25 protein-coding genes and 2 tRNA genes are annotated in these 24,604 nt (G+C 36.3%); 10 read left to right on the top strand and 17 right to left on the bottom strand.

Going from position 1 to position 24,604, the window contains the following annotated elements; translation table 11 throughout:
• Nucleotides 1-18: 18 nt before the first annotated feature.
• Together ACFINH_RS04075 and ACFINH_RS04070 are read left to right on the top strand one after the other, a co-directional pair.
• Nucleotides 19-648 (top strand): uracil-DNA glycosylase family protein, encoded by a 630-nt coding sequence (locus ACFINH_RS04075; RefSeq protein WP_375632209.1) that lies wholly within the window; start codon nucleotides 19-21, stop codon nucleotides 646-648.
• A gap of 21 nt (nucleotides 649-669) precedes the next feature.
• Nucleotides 670-1,161, top strand: coding sequence for an Lrp/AsnC family transcriptional regulator (locus tag ACFINH_RS04070; RefSeq protein ID WP_375608344.1), 492 nt, complete (start codon nucleotides 670-672; stop codon nucleotides 1,159-1,161).
• A gap of 48 nt (nucleotides 1,162-1,209) precedes the next feature.
• On the opposite strand, the gene cobT is transcribed toward ACFINH_RS04070, so the two are convergent.
• The 3 genes from cobT to glpD all read right to left on the bottom strand — a co-directional run bounded on the left by cobT (nucleotide 1,210) and on the right by glpD (nucleotide 5,798).
• The gene (gene cobT, locus ACFINH_RS04065; RefSeq protein ID WP_375632208.1) at nucleotides 1,210-2,196 is read right to left on the bottom strand and encodes a nicotinate-nucleotide--dimethylbenzimidazole phosphoribosyltransferase; all 987 of its coding nucleotides are present in this window, start codon (nucleotides 2,194-2,196) and stop codon (nucleotides 1,210-1,212) included.
• 392 nt (nucleotides 2,197-2,588) lie between these two features.
• Complete coding sequence (gene dusA, locus ACFINH_RS04060; RefSeq protein ID WP_375632207.1) at nucleotides 2,589-3,569, bottom strand: tRNA dihydrouridine(20/20a) synthase DusA; 981 nt, start codon at nucleotides 3,567-3,569, stop codon at nucleotides 2,589-2,591.
• A gap of 699 nt (nucleotides 3,570-4,268) precedes the next feature.
• Nucleotides 4,269-5,798 carry a glycerol-3-phosphate dehydrogenase gene (gene glpD / locus ACFINH_RS04055; protein ID WP_375621286.1) on the bottom strand — a complete coding sequence of 510 codons (1,530 nt, stop codon included), beginning with the start codon at nucleotides 5,796-5,798 and terminating at the stop codon, nucleotides 4,269-4,271.
• Nucleotides 5,799-6,143: 345 nt separating this feature from the next.
• On the opposite strand from glpD, the gene ACFINH_RS04050 reads away from it, so the two are divergent.
• The 4 genes from ACFINH_RS04050 to ACFINH_RS04035 all read left to right on the top strand — a co-directional run bounded on the left by ACFINH_RS04050 (nucleotide 6,144) and on the right by ACFINH_RS04035 (nucleotide 9,401).
• A complete protein-coding gene (locus tag ACFINH_RS04050) occupies nucleotides 6,144-7,016 on the top strand; it encodes a DsbA family protein (RefSeq protein ID WP_375632206.1) in 873 nt (290 codons plus the stop codon).
• A 242-nt stretch (nucleotides 7,017-7,258) separates the two neighbouring features.
• Nucleotides 7,259-7,756 (top strand): acetyl-CoA carboxylase biotin carboxyl carrier protein, encoded by a 498-nt coding sequence (gene accB / locus ACFINH_RS04045; RefSeq protein WP_375613403.1) that lies wholly within the window; start codon nucleotides 7,259-7,261, stop codon nucleotides 7,754-7,756.
• Nucleotides 7,757-7,770: 14 nt separating this feature from the next.
• On the top strand, nucleotides 7,771-9,129 hold the full coding sequence (gene accC / locus ACFINH_RS04040; RefSeq protein WP_375613402.1) for an acetyl-CoA carboxylase biotin carboxylase subunit: 1,359 nt from the start codon (nucleotides 7,771-7,773) through the stop codon (nucleotides 9,127-9,129).
• Between the two features lie 196 nt (nucleotides 9,130-9,325).
• A tRNA-Thr gene (locus tag ACFINH_RS04035) sits at nucleotides 9,326-9,401 on the top strand.
• A gap of 424 nt (nucleotides 9,402-9,825) precedes the next feature.
• Here ACFINH_RS04035 and ACFINH_RS04030 read toward each other — a convergent pair.
• The 4 genes from ACFINH_RS04030 to folE all read right to left on the bottom strand — a co-directional run bounded on the left by ACFINH_RS04030 (nucleotide 9,826) and on the right by folE (nucleotide 12,667).
• Nucleotides 9,826-10,332 carry a hypothetical protein gene (locus ACFINH_RS04030; RefSeq protein ID WP_015856440.1) on the bottom strand — a complete coding sequence of 169 codons (507 nt, stop codon included), beginning with the start codon at nucleotides 10,330-10,332 and terminating at the stop codon, nucleotides 9,826-9,828.
• Nucleotides 10,333-10,469: 137 nt separating this feature from the next.
• Nucleotides 10,470-11,642, bottom strand: coding sequence for an alpha/beta hydrolase (locus ACFINH_RS04025; protein ID WP_375607121.1), 1,173 nt, complete (start codon nucleotides 11,640-11,642; stop codon nucleotides 10,470-10,472).
• Nucleotides 11,643-11,833: 191 nt separating this feature from the next.
• A tRNA-Leu gene (locus ACFINH_RS04020) sits at nucleotides 11,834-11,918 on the bottom strand.
• Between the two features lie 137 nt (nucleotides 11,919-12,055).
• Nucleotides 12,056-12,667 (bottom strand): GTP cyclohydrolase I FolE, encoded by a 612-nt coding sequence (folE, locus tag ACFINH_RS04015; RefSeq protein ID WP_375611579.1) that lies wholly within the window; start codon nucleotides 12,665-12,667, stop codon nucleotides 12,056-12,058.
• Nucleotides 12,668-12,792: 125 nt separating this feature from the next.
• Between folE and ACFINH_RS04010 the strand changes: the two genes are divergently transcribed.
• The 3 genes from ACFINH_RS04010 (at nucleotide 12,793) to thrS (ending at nucleotide 15,660) form a co-directional block, all read left to right on the top strand.
• Nucleotides 12,793-13,221: an iron-sulfur cluster assembly scaffold protein gene (locus ACFINH_RS04010; protein WP_375632205.1), complete on the top strand. Its 429-nt coding sequence runs from the start codon at nucleotides 12,793-12,795 to the stop codon at nucleotides 13,219-13,221.
• Nucleotides 13,222-13,572, top strand: coding sequence for a membrane protein insertion efficiency factor YidD (gene yidD, locus ACFINH_RS04005; RefSeq protein ID WP_375632204.1), 351 nt, complete (start codon nucleotides 13,222-13,224; stop codon nucleotides 13,570-13,572). It begins immediately after the preceding gene.
• Between the two features lie 111 nt (nucleotides 13,573-13,683).
• Nucleotides 13,684-15,660 (top strand): threonine--tRNA ligase, encoded by a 1,977-nt coding sequence (thrS, locus tag ACFINH_RS04000; protein WP_375611577.1) that lies wholly within the window; start codon nucleotides 13,684-13,686, stop codon nucleotides 15,658-15,660.
• Nucleotides 15,661-16,709: 1,049 nt separating this feature from the next.
• Here thrS and ACFINH_RS03995 read toward each other — a convergent pair.
• From ACFINH_RS03995 to ACFINH_RS03975, 5 genes are all read right to left on the bottom strand, one after another.
• Complete coding sequence (locus ACFINH_RS03995) at nucleotides 16,710-17,213, bottom strand: MerR family transcriptional regulator (RefSeq protein ID WP_375607116.1); 504 nt, start codon at nucleotides 17,211-17,213, stop codon at nucleotides 16,710-16,712.
• A 196-nt stretch (nucleotides 17,214-17,409) separates the two neighbouring features.
• On the bottom strand, nucleotides 17,410-17,724 hold the full coding sequence (locus ACFINH_RS03990) for an integration host factor subunit alpha (RefSeq protein ID WP_273791377.1): 315 nt from the start codon (nucleotides 17,722-17,724) through the stop codon (nucleotides 17,410-17,412).
• Between the two features lie 77 nt (nucleotides 17,725-17,801).
• On the bottom strand, nucleotides 17,802-18,776 hold the full coding sequence (locus ACFINH_RS03985; protein ID WP_375632203.1) for a beta-ketoacyl-ACP synthase III: 975 nt from the start codon (nucleotides 18,774-18,776) through the stop codon (nucleotides 17,802-17,804).
• A 49-nt stretch (nucleotides 18,777-18,825) separates the two neighbouring features.
• Nucleotides 18,826-19,896 (bottom strand): phosphate acyltransferase PlsX, encoded by a 1,071-nt coding sequence (gene plsX, locus ACFINH_RS03980; protein ID WP_375632202.1) that lies wholly within the window; start codon nucleotides 19,894-19,896, stop codon nucleotides 18,826-18,828.
• 149 nt (nucleotides 19,897-20,045) lie between these two features.
• On the bottom strand, nucleotides 20,046-20,603 hold the full coding sequence (locus tag ACFINH_RS03975) for a DUF177 domain-containing protein (RefSeq protein ID WP_375611573.1): 558 nt from the start codon (nucleotides 20,601-20,603) through the stop codon (nucleotides 20,046-20,048).
• A 221-nt stretch (nucleotides 20,604-20,824) separates the two neighbouring features.
• On the opposite strand from ACFINH_RS03975, the gene ACFINH_RS03970 reads away from it, so the two are divergent.
• Nucleotides 20,825-21,304, top strand: a complete 480-nt coding sequence (locus ACFINH_RS03970) for an outer membrane protein assembly factor BamE (protein WP_375611591.1) — start codon at nucleotides 20,825-20,827, stop codon at nucleotides 21,302-21,304.
• Nucleotides 21,305-21,381: 77 nt separating this feature from the next.
• Here the strand turns inward: ACFINH_RS03970 and nusB are convergent, their stop codons facing one another.
• The 5 genes from nusB to nrdR all read right to left on the bottom strand — a co-directional run bounded on the left by nusB (nucleotide 21,382) and on the right by nrdR (nucleotide 24,596).
• A complete protein-coding gene (nusB, locus tag ACFINH_RS03965; protein WP_015856452.1) occupies nucleotides 21,382-21,852 on the bottom strand; it encodes a transcription antitermination factor NusB in 471 nt (156 codons plus the stop codon).
• A gap of 2 nt (nucleotides 21,853-21,854) precedes the next feature.
• Nucleotides 21,855-22,310 (bottom strand): 6,7-dimethyl-8-ribityllumazine synthase, encoded by a 456-nt coding sequence (locus tag ACFINH_RS03960; protein WP_375611572.1) that lies wholly within the window; start codon nucleotides 22,308-22,310, stop codon nucleotides 21,855-21,857.
• Between the two features lie 81 nt (nucleotides 22,311-22,391).
• On the bottom strand, nucleotides 22,392-23,009 hold the full coding sequence (locus ACFINH_RS03955) for a riboflavin synthase (protein WP_375632201.1): 618 nt from the start codon (nucleotides 23,007-23,009) through the stop codon (nucleotides 22,392-22,394).
• Nucleotides 22,991-24,121 (bottom strand): bifunctional diaminohydroxyphosphoribosylaminopyrimidine deaminase/5-amino-6-(5-phosphoribosylamino)uracil reductase RibD, encoded by a 1,131-nt coding sequence (gene ribD, locus ACFINH_RS03950; RefSeq protein WP_375632200.1) that lies wholly within the window; start codon nucleotides 24,119-24,121, stop codon nucleotides 22,991-22,993. Before ribD ends, ACFINH_RS03955 begins: the two co-directional genes overlap by 19 nt.
• Nucleotides 24,114-24,596, bottom strand: coding sequence for a transcriptional regulator NrdR (nrdR, locus tag ACFINH_RS03945; protein WP_375611570.1), 483 nt, complete (start codon nucleotides 24,594-24,596; stop codon nucleotides 24,114-24,116). Before nrdR ends, ribD begins: the two co-directional genes overlap by 8 nt.
• Nucleotides 24,597-24,604 lie beyond the last annotated feature (8 nt).

Genomic DNA, 24,604 nt, shown 5'->3' with positions numbered 1-24,604 from the left:
TTTAAATTTTATTTACTAATGAAACAATGTAGCCCAATTATCAAACTTGAAAAAGAGATCTATTCCTGTCGTGTTTGCATCCAACAACCCCATTATTTTCCTCCTCTTCCTCATGAACCAAACCCTGTCGTTTATTTATCCGATACTGCTTCGATTGCAATTGCAGGCCAAGCACCAGGGTTGCGTGTCCATGAAACTTCTATCCCTTTTAATGATCGCTCTGGTGAAAAATTGCGTAATTGGCTGGGTGTCACGAAAGAAGAATTTTATAATAAATCTCTCTTTGCTATTGTTCCTATGGGATTTTGTTTTCCAGGTTATGACAAAAATAAAGCTGATTTACCACCAAGACGTGAATGTCGAGAAATATGGCATGAAAAGATATTTCAGGCAATGCCTCAAATAAAGCTTGTTCTTGCTATTGGCAGTTATGCGCAAAAGTGGCACATTACAGAATTAAAACATAAAACCGTTTCTGCAACTGTTGGTGATTGGAGAAATATTCTTTCCATTCCTCAACCTCGAGGCTATAATGTTATGCCTTTGCCTCATCCGTCATGGCGAAATACTTCTTGGTTACAGAAAAACCCATGGTTTAACGATGAGCTTATTGTATATCTGCGTTGTTTAGTGCGTAAATTTTTATAAATTAAAATATTGAGAAAAAATATGGATCGTCTTGACCGAAAAATTTTACATCTTTTGCAAGAAAATGCGACACTTTCTGTTGCTGATATTGCTAAAAAAGTGGGACTTTCGACCACTCCTTGCTGGCGTAGAATTCAAAAACTTGAAGAAGATGGCGTCATTCAGCGTCGTGTTGCTGTTCTTTCTCCAGAAAAAGTAAACGCACACGTCACTGTTTTTGTGTCTATTCGCACAAATACACATAGTCATGAATGGTTTAAGCGTTTTTCAAAAATTGTGCAAGAATTCCGTGAAGTCATTGAATTTTATCGAATGAGTGGAGATATTGACTATTTATTGCGTGTTGTTGTGCCCAACATTGAAGCTTATGATCTTTTTTATAAAAAATTAATTTCTAAAATTGACATCCGTGATGTCTCTTCTTCTTTCGCAATGGAACAGATTAAATATACAACAGAACTTCCACTTAATTATATTAAATTACACGACAAGACGCATGAACAAAGCTCTTAAGATTTTTTATATCCGTCTTATGATCTTTTAGGCATTCAAACTTTCTTGTTAAAAAACCACCATTTGTGCATGTGTTAAAACAGCAGCTTTGACAATACCAGCTGCCATAGCTGCTCCTGTCCCTTCACCAAGACGCATCCCTAAATCTAGAAGTGGTTCTTTGCCAATTTTTTTTAAAAGTTTACGATGAGCTGTCTCAGAAGAAACATGTCCAACAAGGGTATGATCAAGAGCTTTTGGATGCATTTTATAAAGAACCGCTGCAGCTGCTGTTGCCACAAAACCATCTAAAATAACGGGTATTTTTTCTATTCTTGCTGCTAAAATAGCACCAACCATAGCAGCAATCTCACGTCCTCCTAAGCGACGCATTATCTCAAAAGGATCATTAAAATAATCCTTATGCAAAGAAATGGCTGTCTTAACCGCTGCAATTTTACGCTGATAAAAATCACCTTCTGATTCCATACCATTTCCTGTCCATTCTTCCACTTCCCCTCCAAACAATGCTAAGCATAAAGCTGAAGCTATTGTTGTGTTTCCAATTCCCATTTCTCCAATACATAAAAGATCTGTCCCACCCGCAATGGATTCCATTCCAAATGCCATTGTAGCAGCCGCACTCCGCTCATCCATTGCGGCATCCTTCGTAATATTCATTGTTGGATATTCCAATGCTAAATCAAAAATTTTTAATCCAAGATCATAAGCAATACAAATTTGATTGATAGCAGCTCCACCAGATGCAAAATTTTCTACCATTTTTTGTGTCATAGATTGTGGAAATGGTGTAATATTCTCCTCTACAATACCATGGTTTCCAGAAAAAATAGCAACCAAAGGTCGCGTTACGATAGGTTTTTCTGTACCCCTCCACCCCGCATACCAAACAGCAATATCTCCTAGTTTTCCCAATGTTCCTTGCTCTTTTGTTAAGTTTTTTTGCCGTTTTTTTGCCAAAATTATAGAAAACTCATCAGCAACAGGTAAATTTGTAAGCAAAGCACGAAAATCATCAAATGGACTAGCGATCATAAGGATACCTTTTAAAATCTACAATATTTATGAAAATCACGTCATATATACAGGATATAAATAATTTATTGTTTTTTTAACAGTGCTTTAAAAAAGTTAAATACTATGAAGGCAATAATTTCTATATTCTATTTTCTACCCCAATAACAAACGTGCAAGATTCAAAATGTTATTAATATCTTATGACTACCTTTACAGTGATACCCTTAAACTATTTTTTATTTAATAGGCATAATCAGCATGCCGTTTAATATATAAATTCTAACATTCTTATTCATAATAAAAGTTATAAACTTTCAAAAACTTATAAAATTGAAGGGATCAAAATTATCGCAAAGAAATCAAAACGCAAAGGATCTCAACTTTAATATATGTTAATTGTCTGACTGTTATTAAATGAGAGCATAAAAAGCTTCTTTTAAAGTACATATATCTGCGTTTGGTTTTGTCGCATCATTTGATAGTATTTGCCGCCATCGACGTGCCCCACCCCGCCCATGAAATAAACCAATCATGTGACGCGTCACATGAGAAAGCCGCCCCCCCGATGCAATATGTCGAGCAGCATAATCACACATAACCTCAATAAGATCACTCTCACTTAGACTATTCTGCGACTCACCATAGAGTTCAAAATCAATATGTTTTAACAAAGTTGGATCATGATAAACTTGGCGACCAACCATGACAGCATCACAGAAAGTTAAGTGTTCTTTGATCTCATCAATCGATTTAATTCCACCATTTATCCCAATGAATTTATGAGAATATAGACGTTTTAATTTGTAAACCCTTTCATAATTAAGGGGCGGAATATTGCGATTTTCTTTCGGACTCAATCCTTGTAGCCATGCCTTGCGTGCATGTATCCAGAGCGCATCACATCCAGCATTCCAAACCTGATTAGCCAAAAGATCTAACGCTAACTCTTCATCTTGTTCGTCCACTCCAATCCGACATTTGACAGTTACAGGTATAGTAACCTCTCGTTTCATCGCTTCTACGGCATTTGCCACAATGTCTGGATGTAGCATCAAACAAGCTCCAAAGACACCTGCTTGAACACGATTTGATGGGCAACCAACATTGAGATTTATTTCGTTGTAGCCAAAATCCTCAGCAATTCGTGCAGCTTCTGCTAACTTTTTCGGATCTGCGCCCCCTAATTGTAATGCAACTGGACATTCTTTGTCGCTAAAAGCCAACAATTGTTCGCGAACACCATGAATGACAGCATCTGCTACCATCATTTCCGTATAAAGGAGAGCTTTTTTCGTTAAAAGACGATAAAAAAATCTGCAATGTCGGTCTGTCCAGTCCAACATTGGTGCTACTGCAAATTTTATAGGCGATGGAAGGTTGTAAAATATCATGAGGGTATTACTCTCATGTCCCTATAGCTCTCTCTTTATACATAAAAAAATACTTACTTTTAGTTTACGGAAAATTTTATTCTCTTATACTATCATGAGTATAATAACAGCTCATTATTTTCAATTGATATCAAGGTTTACTACAATCAATCATGCCACAACACAATATCGCATTTCTCATAGATTAGTGTTCAGGTATATAAACATGAAAAAAGAAGATTTTTACTATAATATAAAAAACTCATTTATAAGTTCTTCTTACGCTCTTCAAGCCTCTTCCCTTACATGATTTAGTACAGCGTTTAAGATAATAAATGCTAAACTAACACATTATAGAATTTTTCATGATCGATTTAATTTTCTTTAGATTTTTTTAACTCATTGTGTAAATAAACGATACAGAAAGTAGCTTTTATCTTCTCTTAAAGAAGGAAAAACCCTTATTTCACACGAATCTAATTATAAATTATTTTTTATCAATGAGTTCTTTTTGGTAATATTCTTAGATTTCACTTTATAAGATAGACAAATTTCATCTTAAATATTCTATCTAATTTTGCCATTTTGTGATTCTTGCAAAAAAAAACTAAAATCAGGGTATAGACAACCATTGCCTTTTTAATATCTATAACTAATATCAGTATCTCTCGAAGGAAAATATTTTACAATATTGCAGATACAATCTGTAAAATGAAATGATCATAAACGTTGTTCAATCTCTTGTTGGCTTTGCATATAGGAAGAAAGAGTATCAACCTCTTGTTCATTAAATAGGAGCCCCAGTTTTGAACGACGCCATAACACATCTTCACATACTTTAGCCCATTCTTTTTCCATCAACCATTTTACTTCTACTTCATAAAGCCCATGTCCAAAATTTTTTCCTTTATTTGCCTTACCATGTGCAAAGATCACCAATGCTTCCGTACCGTAGGAGCGTGCAAGCCTGCGATGTGTAAAAGCATCTAAATCTGGCATTAAAAGAGCAATCCTATTTTCGATTGTATCTAATTTGTTATAGGGAAAATCACCCCCTGGAAGTACTGCCTTAGCCGTCCATGATGCTCCCTTTTTACCAAGCTCTTTTTCAACAAATTTCATCGCATCTTCAGCCAACTTACGATAAGTTGTAATCTTTCCACCATAAAGATTAAGTATCTTTGGTGTCGTTCCTGTTCCCATTTCTTTTAAAACATAATCGCGCGTAATTTCTTGTGCTTTTGAAGCTCCATCATCATAGAGTGGACGAACTCCCGAGTAAGACCAGACAATCGTTTCAGGCAACACTGGTTGTATGAAATATTCACTGGCTGCTGCACAAATATAATCAATTTCTGTATCAGTAATATGAACGTCAGCCGGATCTCCTTGATAATTACAATCTGTTGTTCCAAGTAAGGTAAACTCTTCTTGATACGGAATAGCAAATATAATACGCCCATCACCATTTTGAAAAATATAAGCACGATCATGAGTATAAAGCTTGGGAACCAAAATATGAGAACCTCTAACAAGCCGTACTGGTGGATGTTCTTTACAATCTAATATGCTTGCTAAAACATGATCAATCCAAGGACCTGTCATATTCGCGACATAAGAAGCTGTGACACTATATTCTTTGCTACTTAACTTGTCTTGAAGAAAGATACGCCATTTATTGTCTTCTTTTTTTAAAGAGAGAACTTCTGTTCGTACTTTTATATCAGCTCCCCACTTTTCTGCATCACGAGCATTGCCAATAACTAAACGCGCATCATCTACTCTTGCATCAGAATATTCAAAACCTCTCTGATATTCTTTCTTCAGTGTAGAGCAAAATTTTTGTGAAAAATTAATCGTTTTACTGCGCCACAATTTCTGATTCCAATTCCCTAAATAATCATAAATAAAAAGTCCAAAACGCAACATCCAAGCAGGGCGCAATTCTTTATGATAAGGAAGGAGAAAACGCAAAGGACGCACAATATGTGGAGCCATACGTAAAATAATCTCGCGTTCTTTCAATGCTTCACGAACAAGTTTGAACTCATAGTGTTCAAGATAACGAAGCCCACCATGAATAAGCTTTGTTGACGCACTTGAGGTCCCAGATGCAAGATCGTTCATTTCAGCCAATCCCACTTTAAATCCGCGTCCTGCTGCATCTCTTGCCAATCCACAGCCGTTTATCCCTCCTCCAATGATAAACAGATCATAATGTGTTGTGGTTTTCATAATTTCACTTTTCATTATTTAATTTTGTTTCTCAGTACTCAATAAAGCAACAGGAAAAAATAATACAAATGTTCTTCATTGTATTATCAACGTACTTTTTCCTAAAATAAACACGCACAAAAAGCTTTTGATACCCTTATACATCAAAACAACATTTGACAAATTAAAGAGAATTTTTTTATCTTTTACAAAACATAATCCTTACCAAGCCAAGGTTTATCATATGAAATCTTTTTAGAGAAAAATTGATGTTTTTTCTCATTCTTAAAGATACACTATAACTAAATGCTTCATTGCACATAGATAGCGCTTTTCATATAGTTCACTCAATGACACCCTAAAAAATGTGAAGGTATACAAATGAATTATCACTCTCAAAACTCGAAAATAACACTTTTTTCAAAAATTTTAGTCATAGTTATGTCGAGTATTTTAATCTTTTTACCTTCTTTATCAAACGCAACATCACACTCAAAAACAGCAAATGATTTAAGCTTAGAAAAGCTTAAATCACAACTTTTGGAAGATTCTAGCTTTTTATCTAAGCTTAAAGAAAAAATGATACCACATACTGATTCTCATCATATTCAACAAATCGTCAGAGAGTATCTTCTTACTCATCCAGAAATTATGATTGAAATGCAGCTTATTCTTCAAGATAAGCTGGAAAAACAGAATGAATACGAAAGCCAAAAACAAACTTCTGTCATTCATTCATTAGAAAAAGAGATTTTTCATTCTCCTCATGACGCTGTTTTGGGAAACCCAAATGGTAAAAGAGTGCTTGTCAATTTTTTTGATTACAACTGTGGTTATTGTAAAATTTCCTATTCAAATATAGAAGACTTGATAAAAGAATATCCAGATTTAAAGGTTATTATCAAGGACTTACCAATTTTAAGCTCTGATTCTATGGCAGCCCATACTGTTGCCTACGCATTTCGAAAACAATTTCCAGAGAAATATCCTCAGTTTCACAAAACGCTTTTAATGTATCAGGGTCGTGCAAATGAAGCTAAAGCTATTAAAGTAGCTGTTTCATTAGGAGCAGATGAAAAAAAACTACATAATGCAATAAAAGATCCCACTCTGCAAAATGCTTTTAAAGAAAACATTCAAATTGCCTCTGCACTTCATATTACGGGAACACCTTCTTACATCATTGGTGATAAAATATTCATCGGCGCAGCCAGACAAGATATTCTAAAACAAGCGATAGATAATACACAGTGAATACCTGATCCGTTTTAGGAAGAATACTGTAAATGAGGTAATTTTATGCTTTCTCTTTTTTGATAACAGGCTTATAAGTGCAATTTTACGTAAAGCAGATACAAGTTTTAAATTGCAAAGTATAATGATTTAAAGGAAATAAAAATCTTTAAAGCCTCAAAAGATGTCATCCCTAATCTAGAGATATTCGGTCATAAAATGAGATAATGACGATCTTCATTGATCAAGGAGTTAGAAATAAAATGGCAACAAAAAAAATGGATTCGGCAAAAACCGCAATTGATACGAAAATTATTCGTGATCTTGCTGAAATTTTGAATGATACAAATTTAACGAACATTGAAGTTGAACAAGGGGAGCTTCGTATTTGTGTCTCTCGCCAAAATACCTTAACTTCTTCTGAGCAAGCAATCTATGCCCCTGTTTCTACTCCTACTTTTTCTGTAACATCTTCTCCAGTTCCAACAGCTGAATCTCCTATACAATCTATCCAAGAAGATAAATCAAAAAACACAATAACCTCTCCAATGGTTGGAACAGCTTATCTTGCACCCTCACCAGGCGCACAGCCTTTTGTAGAAGTAGGACAAAATGTTTCTGAAGGGGAGACATTACTTATTATTGAAGCCATGAAAACAATGAATCAAATTTCATCACCGCGCTCCGGTACGGTAACCACTGTTCTTGTCAAAGATGGTCAACCTGTTGAATTTGGTGAACCACTTATTATTGTTGAATAAAGCGAGGGGCAACCATGATTCGAAAAATCCTCATTGCTAATCGAGGAGAAATTGCTCTTCGCGTTTTACGTGCATGTAAAGAACTTGGCATAAAAACCGTGGCTGTTCACTCTACCGCTGATGCAGATGCAATGCATGTTCGTCTTGCTGACGAAAGTGTTTGTATTGGCCCTCCTCCCGCTCGTGATTCTTATTTGAGTATTCAGCAAATTATTGCTGCTTGTGAAATTACAGGAGCGGATGCTGTTCATCCAGGTTATGGCTTTCTTTCTGAAAATGCAAAATTTGCAGATGTTCTAGAAGCCCATGATATTACATTCATCGGTCCAACAGCTACTCATATCCGCATCATGGGCGATAAAATCGAAGCAAAGAAAACCGCCAAAAAACTTGGTATTCCTGTAGTTCCAGGTTCAGATGGAGCAGTCACTGAAGAATCAGATGCTTTACGCACTGCTCGTGAAATTGGTTATCCAGTTATTATAAAAGCTTCTGCCGGTGGTGGCGGACGTGGTATGAAAGTCGTTCATTCTGAACAAGAATTTTCTATAGCTCTCAAAACAACGCGTTCAGAAGCGAAAGCTGCTTTTGGTGATGACGCTGTTTACATAGAAAAATATTTAGAAAAACCCCGTCATATTGAAATTCAAGTCATAGGTGATGGTGCGGGAAATGCTATTCATTTAGGAGAACGCGATTGTTCACTTCAACGACGGCATCAAAAAGTATGGGAAGAAGCTACGTCACCTGCACTTAATGAAACTGAACGGAAAAAAATTGGAAATATTGTTGCAAATGCCTGTGCCCAACTTGGATATCGTGGAGCTGGTACTATTGAATTTCTTTATGAAAATGGCGAATTTTATTTTATTGAAATGAATACACGTTTACAAGTCGAGCATCCTGTAACTGAAGCAATTACAGGTATAGATTTAGTCCACGAACAAATCCATATTGCATCAGGCTGTAAACTTTCAGTAACACAAGATGAAGTCTGTTTTTCTGGTCATGCCATTGAATGCCGTATTAATGCAGAAGATCCCATTAATTTTACGCCATCACCTGGAACCATTACACATTTTCATACACCTGGAGGTTTAGGGATTCGTGTTGATTCAGGCGCTTATTCAGGTTACCGTATTCCTCCTTACTATGATAGCATGATTGGAAAGCTGATTGTTCATGGACGTACCCGTTTAGAATGTATGATGCGTTTACGGCGTGCTTTAGATGAATTTGTCGTCGATGGGATAAAAACTACACTGCCTCTTTTTCGCGATCTTATTAATAATCAAGATGTTGCTGATGGTAATTATAATATTCACTGGCTAGAAAATTACCTTGCTCATCAATCAAAGTCTTCAGATTCGTAATTCGATAGCAAAACGGTGCATTCTTATAAAAGATTCTATAAGATATCAACATAAGGATAGTTCCAACCTTGCTGTAAAAAGTGGAAAAAAGGAAATAAATTGGTTATTTTTTATATAGTTTTCTTTTAATATGTATAAAATTTAATAATTTTCTGTTTTCCTTTTTGTTAGTTTGTGCTAACTCCTACATGGTTACGCCCTTATAGCTCAGTTGGTAGAGCACCTGATTTGTAATCAGGGGGTCGGGAGTTCGAGTCTCTCTGGGGGCACCATATGTTTTTTTAATTACGTGTAGCTTATTCATTTTCCGAGTGTTTTTAAATTCAAGAGAAGGTAGAGGTGAACGTGAATTTACAAAACATGTTATTTTTATCAAACTTCTTTTTAATGCTTTAAATTCAGCTAATTTCTACCAAAGTTTAAGTTTCTAATGAATATACTAACAACTTCATAACATTGGTAAAATTATCCGGCGGACTATTATTAAAAGAATCAGAAAGTTTTTTGTAAAATTCTTTCCACAAACATTTTTTTCAATAAAGCCACCTAATTCATCAGCCTTAACTTTAGCAAAGATATAAGGTATGTGTTTCATTTATTAAAGCAAATTCTTTTCTTTAAAAAGGTTATAGCCTTCTATCTAACAGCGTTTTTGCTGTAAAATTCAAATTATCTATCTGCTCAACTAAAGAACTTTTATTGTTTAGCTTTTGTGCTTTTTTCAAAGAGATGTGGGCTTTCAAGAATAAGCTTTTCTCGTGCTTTTTGTAACTGTTTAATGACTTCATCAATCTTTGATGGAGAACAAAAAGATTCTTGGCTATTCAACAAATGCAGCCTCTCCTTTCCCTCATACAAACATTGCATCTGAGATTGAAGTATTCTAACTTCTTGAAAAAAAAGACGTCCTGTTTCCTTAAAACCATTATTAAGTGCAAAAAGTTGATCAGAAATGGATAGCAGAATTTGTTTTAAAAAACGCTCATTTTCTTGGCGTTTACGATATTCTAAAATAAGAGCATGGCTTATCTCATCTAACTGTTTTTTTGTAGAATCAATTTGACGCAATAAATTTGGTTTTTCCCCCATATCACCTTTTCTCACCTTCACAAGCATAGCATGAATATCTAATAACTTAATTGCGGAATGAGATAAATAATCAACAACTGTAGGCGTATTAACATAGCGTTTCCGTGCAATCATCACAAACTCACCTAATGACTGTTTTTTACATTCATCCCGCTATTTATTTTTCATTTTACAAGACCATTCTAAAGAAAGTGCTAAAAAATATTACCTCCAATACATTATTCGATGGAGCCCCTTCTCTCTTTTCACGATCAACGTGGAATCCGTGGAGAGAGAAAACGTACAGGTGTATAAAGGATAAGATGTGTTGTTTTTTCCAACACACTACTACCATCAGCAAGAAGGGCTTGACTAGGTGACAATTCTGTACCTTGCATAATTGTGGAAGCCAAAGAACCTTCTCGAGAAAGAGCCATCAACGTTGGCGAAGATGCAAAGACATTGTGTGCTCCCCCATCCACATGAGAAAAATCAAGAACAGCTATTCCATTTTTACGCAACATTTCAATATCTGAGCCATCGCCCACACGATGATGTCCACCCGTAAGACGTCCTGAAACTGCAAGAGCTTTATCCGCTCTGGATACTAAAATAGCGGTTGGCTGCGGAAGTTTTTTTATATCATTAAGTTGGCGCTCAAATACATCAACATCAATATCTGGTGCAGCCATTAATAAACTTGTAATACGACGAATAGGCCTATATTTTCCCTGTAACGCTAACGTTCTAAATGCTTCCATTATAACAAAATTGCCCATAGAATGTGCAATAACCGAAATTTGATCAGCATTGGTTTCACTAATAAGTGTTAAAAGCTCTATCAATCCGTCACGGGCAAAATTAGCACTGTCACGATCATAAATATAAAGAGGAACTGATCCGGCCGAAGGCCAAGAATAATGCACAGCGACAACATTTAAAGAATAATCGTGTGTAAACTGTGCTGTACGAAATGTACCATCTGCAAAATTATTATTATACCCATGGATAAAAAGAAAAATTTCTCTTTTTCCTTTTGGCTTTTTTGCTAAAGCAGCATTTAATTGCTGTTTAAACTGTTCTTTATTATCGTATTTTTGCAATGCTACTGCTGCAAAATACTTATCATGCGTAGGTTTATAGGCATTTATTTCAACAACTCCCTTTACATGTTGCTGAGGAATTCCTACGTCAACACGATTATAATGAACTTTATTTGATCGCTCTGCACCATAAGGTTGAGCGTAATTATTTTGCATCATACGACTCGTTGCAACATACACTGGAACGATGGCTTTTGGAGAAACTGGTTTCCCTTCAACTTCCCTTTCTACGGCAGTCATAGAAGGTGTTGCATGCACCCCATGCCAAAGTACAGCACGTGAATCACTACACGCTGATAATAAAGAAATACAAATAAGAAGTGTTAAATATCTCAGAATCATTATACTTCTCACTGCAACTTCACCCCACCTTATAAAAATATAACATTTCAAATGCATAGATAAAGTAATAAAAAACGAAACATTATTGGCAACACACCAACAAATAACATACAAAAAAGATTTTTCTATAATGCCTATAAATCCCCTCTCTCTAACATAACTTCATCTCATTATGGAGAGACTCACTGCTCTGGTGCGGTCGAGAAGACTCGAACTTCCACGGGTTGCCCCACAGCGACCTCAACGCTGCGCGTCTACCAATTCCGCCACGACCGCACGTGGAAAGAAAAAATCTTGGTTTTTAGCCTTTAACAAATCATAAAGAAAGGTACAAGCCAATTTTCTTTTTCTCATAATTTATTTTATCCGGATGCTTTATAACTTAATAAAGATTACGAGAAATATGGGCTTTACTATGACCTTTGAACCATCATCATAAAATGTGCTTGTGCCGCTTGATCTTTTTCATAATAACCATGAAAGTTTTTTGTAATTGTTGTAGAGCCCTGTTTTTGGATTCCTCTCATAGCCATACACATGTGCTCAGCCTCAATCAATACTGCTACACCATGAGGCTTCAGATACGTTTTTAACGCGTGAGCCACTTGCGCTGTCATAGCTTCTTGAGTTTGTAAACGACGAGAAAAAATATCTACAACACGTACAATTTTTGAAAGACCAACAATTTTTGCATTAGGAAGATATGCTATATGTGCTTTCCCAATAATTGGGATCATGTGATGCTCACAGTGTGAATAAAAAGGTATATTCTTTACGATTACGGCTTCATTGTATCCTGAAACCTCTTCAAAAACTGTACCTAAGGTTTCTTTAACCGATTGACTATAACCATTAAAAAGCTCGCGATATGCCTTGGCTATACGTTTTGGAGTATCTAAAAGCCCTTCTCTATTTGGATTTTCCCCTATCCATAAGAGTAATGTACGAATCGCTTCTTCCACCTTTTCAATACTCGGACGCTTTTCTTCAGATAAATTTGCGTCTTCTTTAACAACATTACGCATTCAAAAACTCCAAGCTTACTCTATACAAAGCATTTGCTCCATACCTATCTCATTTTGTATAATCTCTATATAAGCGAATTAAAAGTTTAAACAATCACGACTTTCAAAATTTCAGGCAATAGCGCATGATTGATACTATCTATAATGATAAAATACTTAAATATGCTGCACATATAGGCAAAATTGGGCGTCTTAATAATCCTGATGCAACATCAAGAAAACATGCACACCTTTGTGGTTCGACAATCACTGTAGATTTAAAAGTGGAAAATAGTATTATTACCGATTTTGCTCACGAAATACATGCATGTGTGCTAGGGCAAGCTTCAGCTTCACTTTTAGCATCTCATATCATCGGACAAACAACTCAAGATCTTAAAATATTGCGTGAAGTTATCTACCAAATGCTAACGCAAAATGGTCCTTCTCCTCAAGCTCCATTTGAGGATTTTTCTTGCTTACAGCCCATTAAAGACTATAAAGTGCGCCATGCAGCAACACTACTACCCTTTGATGCAATGATAGACTGCATTCAAAAAATTGAAGAAAAATAAATGTTCAAATCACAATCTAGACAAAAAAAGTTGACTCGGAATTACACAGGCACTTGGAAAAAAACACCCGGACGATTATTGGGTATTTTCTTAATACGGTTCTATCAAATAACACTTTCGAGCCTTATAGGCAATCAATGTCGCCATGCTCCGACTTGTTCAGAATATACATATGAAGCGATTGCTCGCCATGGGCTTTGGGCTGGTGCATGGATGGGACTCTTTCGTATCATGCGTTGTGGGCCCTTTGGAACAGATGGCTTTGATCCAGTCCCTCCATCGCTTGGAAATTCTTGCTGTTTTTATAAACCTTGGCGTTACTGGAAAATTTCTGACAAACACAACAAATAATCCTTTTCTTTTTTCACATGTATTGATAAAAAATTAGTCTATAAGCTTTTTACTCAATTTTCACGAAACCATCCGCAATCGTTAGCGGAATTGGATTAAAAGGGTGTTTTTATGTCTTGCTCTATTTCTCTTTTTTTTCCCGATGGTTCAAAACGTAATTACCCCGCCGAAATGACAGGCTTGGAATTAGCAGAATCTATTTCTAAATCACTTGCAAAAAAAGCAGTCGCCTATAGTCTTGATGGTATCACGCGAGACTTATCGGATCCATTGGGACAATCTGGTCAAGTAGAGATTATTACCCGAGAAGATTCACGCGCTCTTGAGCTCATAAGGCATGATTGCGCCCATGTCCTTGCTGAAGCAGTGCAAGAGCTCTTTCCTGAAACGCAAGTAACAATAGGTCCTGTCATTGAGAACGGATTCTATTATGATTTTGCACGCCAACAACCTTTCACATTAGATGATCTCACCGTCATTGAAAAGAAAATGCGTGAAATTATCCAACGCAATAAACCTTTTAGAAAAGAAATTTGGTCTCGTGAAAAAGCAAGAAAAGTTTTTTCTGAGAAAAAGGAATTTTATAAAGTTGAACTTATTGATAGCATTCCTGAAAATCAAGATTTAAAAATCTATTATCAAGGGGAGTGGTTTGATCTTTGTCGCGGACCGCACATGCAATCTACAGGGCAAATTGGGAATGCTTTCAAATTAATGAAAGTTGCAGGAGCTTATTGGCGTGGCGATGCCAATAATCCAATGCTCACGAGAATTTATGGAACAGCATTTGCAAATGAAAATGACTTAAAAGCCTACCTCCATATGCTAGAAGAAGCTGAAAAACGTGATCATCGCCGCTTGGGACGTGAAATGGACTTATTTCACTTTCAAGAAGAAGGGCCAGGAATGATTTTTTGGCACAAAAAAGGTTGGAAAATGTTCCAAAATTTGATCAGCTATATGCGTAGACGCCTTGATGATCATCAATATGCTGAAGTTAATGCACCACAAGTTCTCGATAGGTCACTCTGGGAAATATCTGGCCATTGGGGTTGGTATAAGGAGAATATGTTCAAAGTAATTTCAGCAGAAGAAGATTCAGATCATGGGAATGTTTATGCCCTTAAACCAATGAATTGCCCTGGTCATGTGCAAATTTTTAAACATGGTTTAAAATCTTATCGTGATTTGCCTATTAGACTTGCTGAATTTGGACTTGTTCATCGTTATGAGCCTTCAGGCTCTTTACATGGTCTTATGCGTGTGCGTGGTTTTACACAAGATGATGCGCATATTTTTTGTACTGATGAACAATTAGCCGATGAATGTCTCAGTATTAATGATCTTATTTTATCAACTTATGCTGATTTTGGTTTTAAAGAAATTAGTCTTAAGCTTTCAACACGTCCAGAAAAACGAGTTGGATCTGATGCATTATGGGATCATGCAGAAAGTATCATGGAATCTGTCCTTAAAACGATTGAAACAAAATTTGCAGGACAAATCAAAACAAGCATCCTTCCAGGTGAAGGAGCATTTTATGGTCCAAAATTTGAATATACATTAAAGGATGCTATCGGTCGTGAATGGCAATGTGGAACAACACAAATAGACTTTAATCTCCCTGAACGTTTTGGTGCATTCTATATTGATAAAGATTCAGAAAAACGTCAACCTGTTATGATCCACCGTGCTATTTTTGGATCAATGGAGCGTTTTCTTGGTATATTAATTGAAAATTTTGCTGGACATATGCCACTTTGGCTTGCTCCTGAACAAATTGTTGTTGCAACAATTACATCCGAAGCAAATGAATATGCCCAAAAAATAACAGCAAAACTTAAAGCTGTTGGGCTTTCCGCAACAATAGATCTCCGCAATGAAAAAATTAACTATAAAATACGAGAACATTCTTTACAAAAAGTCCCCGTAATTTTGGTATGTGGCAAACGTGAAGCTGAAACAAACAGCGTAAATATGCGCCGCTTAGGAAGTACAAATCAAACCCTTTTATCTGTAGAAGATGTGATTAAACAACTCTCAAATGAAGCAACACCTCCAGATTTGCAACGTGTAATAAATGCATAATACTACAGAAGATGGTAATACGTTAATTTTTTACTATAAATCTTCAGTTTTTGTACAAAATGAAATAATTTGATATTGTAGTGTGTTTTTGTTTCATGCACAATGACCTATCATCAGAAAGAATAACGTGCTCTTCCTCTACAAGGTAGATTGGTGAAAAAGTTGAATGTAAGCTATGAGCTGTTTAAATTGCAAAAATCATAGACAATTGAATATTAATAATAACATTAATCTTTTACCTTTATAATGAAAAGATGCTGCTATTATCATGGATAGATCATTACAATAATTATAGCAACATCAAGCAAGAAAACTGAAAACAAGATTATATTTATTAATAAAAAATATGTAAAATTAGCTGAACAATGATATTTCTTATTCGTAAGATAAGCCCTTATAAAAATGACAAGATATTGATTTATAATGATAATATATCGTTATTCATATTAAATAAGGTTTCGAATATCATAGGCTTCTCTTATTTTTAATATGTTTATGTTGAATCTATCAAAATCATTTGCTTGCACGAAACAAGCGGAATGAGTGTGTGGATAAAAATTATTGAGAAAGGACTTTTAAAATGCCTACAATGAACCGCCTAAAGTGCTAAGAATTGTTGCAGTTATTGAGAACAGGCTATAATTATAATGATGATGCCGACTTGAACCTTCATAAGTATAAAAATAGCGGTACTCAACGAGTTTACCATTAATCATTCACGAGGCATTATGGTAAAATAAGATTAAGAAGCCTTAAGAAACATCTCTTTAAAACAAGCACATGAATTGGTAAGCTAATGGCATTCTACATCCCGCAATCTACACTGATGAGATATTGCCTTAATTTTTATAAAGCCAAATCAAAAAAAATGGCAAAACTCAGCGTTTATTCTTTCTCTTCTTCATGTTTTACCAAATGAAAAACTCTTATAAAAAACTCGTTAAATATACACATACGATATATGACTACTCGTTGAACGTATAAACTTCTGGGCACATCCATAAAACATCTAAATATCTACGAAACACATATAAAATAAAAAAATATTATTATCGTGCTCTATCAAGAACACGCTTACATTCAATGAGTTCAAACAGAATTTCTTGTAACAATGCTTTATCAGTTTTATCTTTGTAAAGATTCACAGAACCGACAGATGTTTCTCCCTCATTCCTCATGAAACTCAAAAGCCCAAAAGAAGATTTCTTAGGCTTATTGCTAGCATTTTCAGAAGTTTGTCCTGCATGTTTCTTCTCTATGACCACATTCATAGCATCAAGATCACCATTACCCAATGCAGTCACAAAAGCAACACCATTTTCTTTCAAAAGGCGTTGCACACCTTTTATCGTATAACCCTGATCATATAGTAACTGCTTAATACCATTGAGCAAATCAACATCGACCGGACGATAATAGCGCCTTCCTCCCCCACGTTTCATTGGTTTAATCTGCCTAAAACGTGTTTCCCAAAATCTTAAGACATGCTGCGGAAGCTCCAATAACTCCGCTACTTCGCTAATTGTGCGAAAAGCATCAGAGCTTTTATCCATTTTGTAACACCTTATTTAAAACAAAATAAATTACTTCACAATGACTCATTCTGTCTCAATTTCTCAACAAGATTAGTCAAAAATAAGACCATCATTGATACCTTACTCACCAGTCTTTTTCTAAAAAATAAAGACCCTTATTTTATACATTTCTTTAACAAATACCAAACATACCATGGCATTTATTTATGAGATATCATTTTTTCTGTTTTGCACGATGCGAATCTAAAATTCTCTGTTTAAGGACATTGGCAGCCTTAAACGTCACAACACGTCGCGGCGGAATCGGTGCTTCAACACCTGTTTTTGGATTGCGTCCAACACGTTCATTTTTACTGCGAACCTGAAAAGTTGCAAAAGAAGATAATTTAACCGCTTCACCTCTTACAAGTGAGTTGCAAATCTCATCCAAAACCAATTCGACTAAAGCTGCTGATTCAGTATGTGACAAGCCCACTCTTTTACAAACTACGCTCGCTAAATCTGCACGCGTTACTGTCTTACTTGTCATTATAACCACCTATTAAAATATTAAAAATTACAAAATGACTTATACGTTTTCTTGAAATATGGTCAAGTAGCCATAATTTACCAACGAATAAGAATTGCTCCCCATGTAAATCCACCTCCCATGGCTTCTAACATGATAAGATCTCCTTCTTTTATTTTTCCATCGCAAACAGCTGTTGTTAAAGCCAACGGAACTGATGCAGCAGACGTATTACCATGTTGATCAACGGTAATCACAACTTTATCTAGTGAAATTCCCAGTTTTTTAGCAGATGCTTCAATAATGCGCTTATTAGCCTGATGAGGTACAAACCAATCTAGTTGTGAAGAATCCATACCTGCAGCTGCAAAACAATCATCAACCACATCCGTTATCATACCAACAGCATATTTAAAAACTTCTCGTCCTTCCATACGCAAATAGCCTGTCGTTTGTGTTGTTGAAGGTCCACCATCAACATATAGCTTATCTATATAAGCACCATTAGAGCGCAATTTCGCAGACAATATACCACGCTCAAAAGCAATACCACCCTCAGTTTCTAGTGCTTCCAAAATAACAGCACCAGCACCATCACCAAACAAAACACATGTCGTACGATCTTCCCAATCTAAAATTCGAGAAAATGTATCAGATCCAATAACTAAAATTCTTTTAGCCGCTCCACATCGTAAATAAGAATCTCCTGTTGTTAAAGCAAAAATAAAACCAGAGCAAACAGCTTGAATATCAAAAGCAAATCCATGGCTCATTCCCAAAGCATGCTGAATTTCAACAGCAGAAGCAGGAAAAGTACGATTCGGGGTGGACGTTGCTAAAATAATACAATCGATGTCTTTTATTGTTAAACCAGCATTTGTAAGTGCTGCTTGCGCAGCCTCAACTCCTAAAGAAACAGTTGTTTCATTTTCACTGGCAATATAACGTTGGCGTATTCCTGTACGCTGAACAATCCATGAATCTGACGTTTCAACAAACTTTGCAATCTCATCATTTGATAAACTTCTTTTCGGCAAAGCACTTCCTACACCACGTATAATTGACCGAATCATTCAGCTCTTACCTTTTCTTCAAATTTTTTATTTCTATTATAAGAGCTTATCATAAGGACTCTCCATTCATCACCGCTTCATCTTCTTGGTCAAAAAGTGTTGCTTTATTTTCATGAAATCGCCGTAAATCAGCCGTTATTTTTTGTAAAAGTTCATTATTAACCATTTTATAACCAACGCGGATAGCAGAAGCAAAGCCATTAGCATTAGCACTGCCATGACTTTTTATAACAACACCATTCAAACCTAAAAGAACTCCTCCATTCACCCTATCAGGATCCATTTTATGTTTCAGTATACGAAAAGCACCCCGTGATAAAAAATAACCAAGAGATGTTAAAACAGAACTGCGCATTGCAGAGTTTAAAATCTCTCCTATCTGTCGCGCGGTTCCTTCTGCGGTTTTTAAAGCAATATTACCAGAAAACCCCTCTGTCACAACAACATCGACTGTTCCTTTTCCAATGTCATTGCCCTCAACAAATCCTTTATATTCCAATCCTTCTAATTGCACTTCACGCAATATCATTCCTGCTTTTTTTATTTCATAAAGTCCTTTAACCTCTTCCACCCCCACATTTAAAAGTCCAACACTTGGTCTTTCAGTGTGATATAAAGCGCGAAACATACCTGCTCCCATAACCGCCAAATCAACCAACTGACTAGCAGAGGCACCAATTGTTGCTCCAATATCTAAAACAATACTCTCACTGCGCAGTGTTGGCCAGATACCCGCAATACCAGGACGTTCAGCCTCTGCAAGCATTTTCAAACAAAAATAAGACATGGCCATGAGTGCACCCGTATTACCAGCAGAAATGCAAGCATCAGCTTCACCATTTTTTACCGCTTCAATGGCGTACCACATTGATGATTTACCACGTCCATTACGAAGTGCTTGGCTTGGCTTTTCATCCATGCGTGTATAACTTTCTGTAGGGCAAAAGCGCGATACAGAATCCAAACAGGGATATTTTTTTAAAACCGGACGAACAGCCTCCTCTACTCCATAAAATAGAAAATAAATATTTGATAAATATTTTTGTACAATTGCTGCTCCTGCAATAGCTGCTTCTGGACCGTAATCACCGCCCATGACATCCACAGAAATTCTAATCACGCTTGCATATCCCACATCTTTTCATTTACATCTTTAAATACATATTATGATTTTTAGCTCCTGAATACTCACACAGCACATCTTGCGAAAATCGCTCCGCAGAAAATACCGTTTAGCATACAATAGATATTTTTTGTATGTTTTTACAATCACTTCCAATTTTTCAAAACAGAAAATGGAGAGAATTTTCGCTCTGCTTCTTCTAAATTTTCAACCATATTCATCTTTATCCCTTCTTTACGTGGATAATGATTAATAGACAACTCAAAAAACTCTTCCATGATTGCGCCAATATCAATTTTATCATCATAAAACACTTCAGGAGTATCAAGCCCCTCCACATCTAAAAACAATTCCCCTGTATCCTCTGATATTTGGGGCTTCATCAAATTTGAATCTTCAGGAACGAAAACAACCTCAATATTTTCACAAAGGATATTTTCTAATGGTTCTAATGTAACAACACATAACTGTAGTATACGCGCTTGCAACAGACCTTTTATACGCACTCCGCGTTTTTTCCACGGGAAAATATGGAATTTTCCCTCACAAGATTTTACTTCAATTAAATCATGGTTCTGGGCTAAATGTGTACATTCTTTTTTGTTTGCACAAAAATGAACCCTTATACCTTTAGCAGGTAGAGAACGTACAGATATTGGATAAGCCAAAGCAAATGTCATTTGAGGAACATTTTGAACATTCATTGACAACTCCCAAACATAAAAACGCGTAAAGCACTATGTTTTTATTTATCTCAAGTATTTATGCATTTTTTTCTTTTCTAAAGAAATTCTATATGGCATAATTTGCTTTATAACAGGGAAACTCAGTGTAAGCTACGGTAGATTAAGTTAAAATTAGAAAAAACTTGAGGTTGCCTTCTTGTCCTACATCTCAGTATAAAAAGGAGATACCATTGTTTCAAATGCCTCACATAATAGCCTTAATCAAACGTAAATTATTGATTGGTCTATCAATAGCAAGCATAGGAATGCTTGCTGGGTGTAGCCTTCTTGATTCTTCAGGTTCGAGCCAAATTTATAGAGAGGGCTATGTTCTTGATAAAAATGCTCTAAGTTCTATCTCTATTGGCTCAAGTCAAGAGCAAGTTCTTTTAACTTTAGGGACCCCTTCATTAAAAACAAAATATGATAATGAAGTTTTTTATTACATCTCACAGACACGTTATCGTGGGATGCAGTTTATGAAAACAAAGATTATTGATCGCAAAGTTTTAGCCATTTACTTCAATAAAAATAATCAGGTTGCAAAAGTTGCAAATTACGGATTACAAGACGGTCAAGTGTTTGATTTTATTACACAAACAACGCCAACTGTAACGAAAGAACATCCTTTCTTAATTCAAATTATAAAAGGCCCTGTGAATTTGCCACCCCATAACTAAATTATATAGTCTGCATACCGTTTCAATATTATAGGTCTGATAATATCAGATCTATAATAGGGGGGGATTTGTAACTCTTAGAGGCGAACTTTTTTTGCCATACTGTCAAGAACTGCATTAACAAGTTTTGGCTCATCACCTTCAAAAAACGCCTTTGCTATGTCAACATACTCATTCATGACAACCGCAACGGGAACATCTTTACGGTTGATCAACTCCCATAAACCTGCTCGTAAAATTGCTCGCAATATAGAATCAAGACGTGAAAGAGACCACTCTGCAGAAAGCTGTTGATGAAGCAGCGGATCAAGCTGCTTTTGATCTTTTACAACACCCGTTATAATAGCCAAAAACCATTGAAAATCAGCTTCAAGATATTGATCTCCATCAATATCTTTTCCCAAACGATAAGCCTCATACTCAGCTGCCGTTTCCATCACCCCCGAACCCACGATATCCATTTGATAGAGTGCTTGAACTGCAGCGAGTCTTGCTGCTCCACGTTTATTGGCTGAACGCGGAAAATGTCTGCTTTTTATATCAGCCATATTTAACGATTATCTCCAAATCTCTTTTTTAGAGCGATCATACATAAAGCAGCTTCAGCCGCAAAACCACCTTTATTTTTGTCATCTAGTTTTGCACGCACCCATGCTTGTTCTTCGTTTTCAACAGTCAAAATACCATTTCCAATAGCCAAGTGCTGATGAACAGTTAAATCCATCAATGCACGACAAGAATCATTAGCAACAATTTCAAAGTGATATGTTTCACCCCGAATAACACAACCAAGAGCAACATAACCATCATACGATATCTTGTTTTGTTCAGCAAAAGCTATTGCACTTGGTATTTCTAATGCTCCAGGAACCGTTACAACATCATAACTTGCTTCAGCTTTTTGCAAAGTATTCACTGCACCTCTCAAAAGTGCATCAGAAATCCCCTCATAAAAACGTGCCTCAACAATCAATACGTGAGGCTTTTTACCTATCTCTTTCATCATAATGGAATTCCACAAAAAACGAATCAAAAAAATCAAAGTTATAAAGCATAAAATTCTGAAAACGATCAATAGAGTGTTGGTTTATTCATCTTCTCTTTTTAAAGCAAAAAGTTTTGCAGCATAACGAGCAAGTTGATCAATTTCCAAATTGACCCGATCTCCAATTTTAGCTTGTCCCCACGTTGTCATTTCAAGTGTATGGCGAATAATAAGAACATCAAAAACACAATCCTCAACACCATTAACAGTCAAAGATGTCCCATTAAGTGCAATAGATCCCTTATTAACAATGAAAGGCATAAATTGTCTTGAAACTTTTAAATAAAAGCGAATTGCATCCCCTTCATTTTTTTGATCAATGATTTCAGCCAAACCATCAATATGACCAGAAACTAAATGTCCTCCCATTTCATCACCCAATCGAAGCGAACGTTCCAAATTAACAAAAGTTCCTTTTATCCATTGTGCCAGATTCGTTAAACGTAATGTTTCTTCCCACGCCTCGACAATAAACCAATTGGAATCTTCTTGCTTTAATCCTCGCTCTACAATTGTCAGACAAATTCCTGAACAAGCAATTGACGCCCCAATTGCTAAGCTTTCTATAGCATAGCGGGTAGAAATCTTTAAACGCATCCCCTGCTTTAAAGGTTGAACATCTTCAACACAACCAATATCCGTTATAATTCCTGTGAACATAATGTCTTACGTCTCCACTTATAAAAACGGTCATTTCCAAACATTCTTGTCTCAATCTCATGAAACTGCGAGAGATAATTTCCAAAATGAGGGGCTTCAATACGATTTTTGCCTAAAACAATGGGGGTATGAAAACATATCAAATGATCAACACAACCAGCATTCAAAAATTTTTCCCCTGTCTTAACGCCCCCTTCCAATAAAACACTATTAATCCCATGTTTATAAAGCATCTGTAAAAGAGCAAAGGGTTCTACACAACCATTGTTCATCTCGACCGAATAAACAGACACACCATATTGCTCCAATACATTTTTTTTGCTTTTCTTTGAAATATCCACATCACAAATAACCCATGTAGGAATTTTTATGGCTGTTTGGACAACTTTTGCATCAAGGGGGATAGATAAATCTGCATCCAAAATAATACGAATTGGTGAGCGCATCTCCATCCCTGGCAAGCGGCAATTGAGTTGTGGATCATCTGCTAATATAGTACCAATACCAACGAGGATAGCATTATTTTGAGCACGTAGAATATGCGTATGGGCATGAGAAAGTGTTCCACTAATTTTTACGCTGCCCTTCTCTCTTTTTCCAACACCATTATCGGCAGAAATTGCCATTTTAAAAGTGACCGCACAGCGTTGTATCTTCCTTATGCACCAATGCGTCCATAAGGATTCAAAAGCCTCTTCAGCTAAAATGCCCTCAACCACTTCAATACCCGCCGCTCGCAAAAGAGCAATACCATGACCATCAACACGCTTGTCACAATCAGTCAGCGCAATAACAACTCGAGAAACACCTGAATCAATAAGCGCATTCACACACGGCGAAGTTTTTCCATAATGCGCACAAGGTTCTAAAGTAACATAAGCAGTCGCTCCTTGAGCCAAAGAACCTGCCATGTGTAAAGCTTGCACTTCCGCATGAGGACTCCCATGAATAGCTGTTACGCCATAGCCAACAATAAAAGCCCCCACAGCACCATTATCGTTTCGCACAATTAACGTACCAACGGAAGGATTCTCACCTGTAAGACCGACATGACGTTCTGCTAAACGAATAGCTGCAGCCATAAACCGTTCATCTTGCACTTTTTTATTCATCAAAACGAGATTCTGTATCCGCGATACCCTTTGACAATTCATCTATAACATCGTGAAAATCGCTTGCATTACGAAAATCTCGATACACAGAAGCAAAACGAATATAAGCAATATCATCAATTCTTTTCAATGCTTCCATTACAAGATGCCCAATTTTTTCTGAAGAAATCTCTGGTTCTCCCAAACTTTCAAGCTGGCGTACAATGCCAGAAATTGCTCGTTCAATATGATCAGGATCAATATTGCGCTTACGTACAGCCACATCAACTGATCGCATTAACTTATCACGATCGAAGGGTTCACATCGTCCACTTTTTTTAGCAACCAAGAGCTCACGCAACTGAACACGTTCAAAAGTTGTAAAACGACCACCACAAACAGAACACACACGGCGGCGGCGAATCACTGCCCCCTCTTCTGCTGGACGTGAGTCTTTGACCTGTGTATCCTCATATTGGCAGTAAGGACAGCGCATCCTTTGTA

The organism is Bartonella sp. AA74HLJMH, assembly GCF_042197045.1.
Taxonomy (GTDB): domain Bacteria; phylum Pseudomonadota; class Alphaproteobacteria; order Rhizobiales; family Rhizobiaceae; genus Bartonella.
Note: the sequence above shows the minus strand (reverse complement) of the source record. Positions and strands in the feature narration are given on the sequence as shown.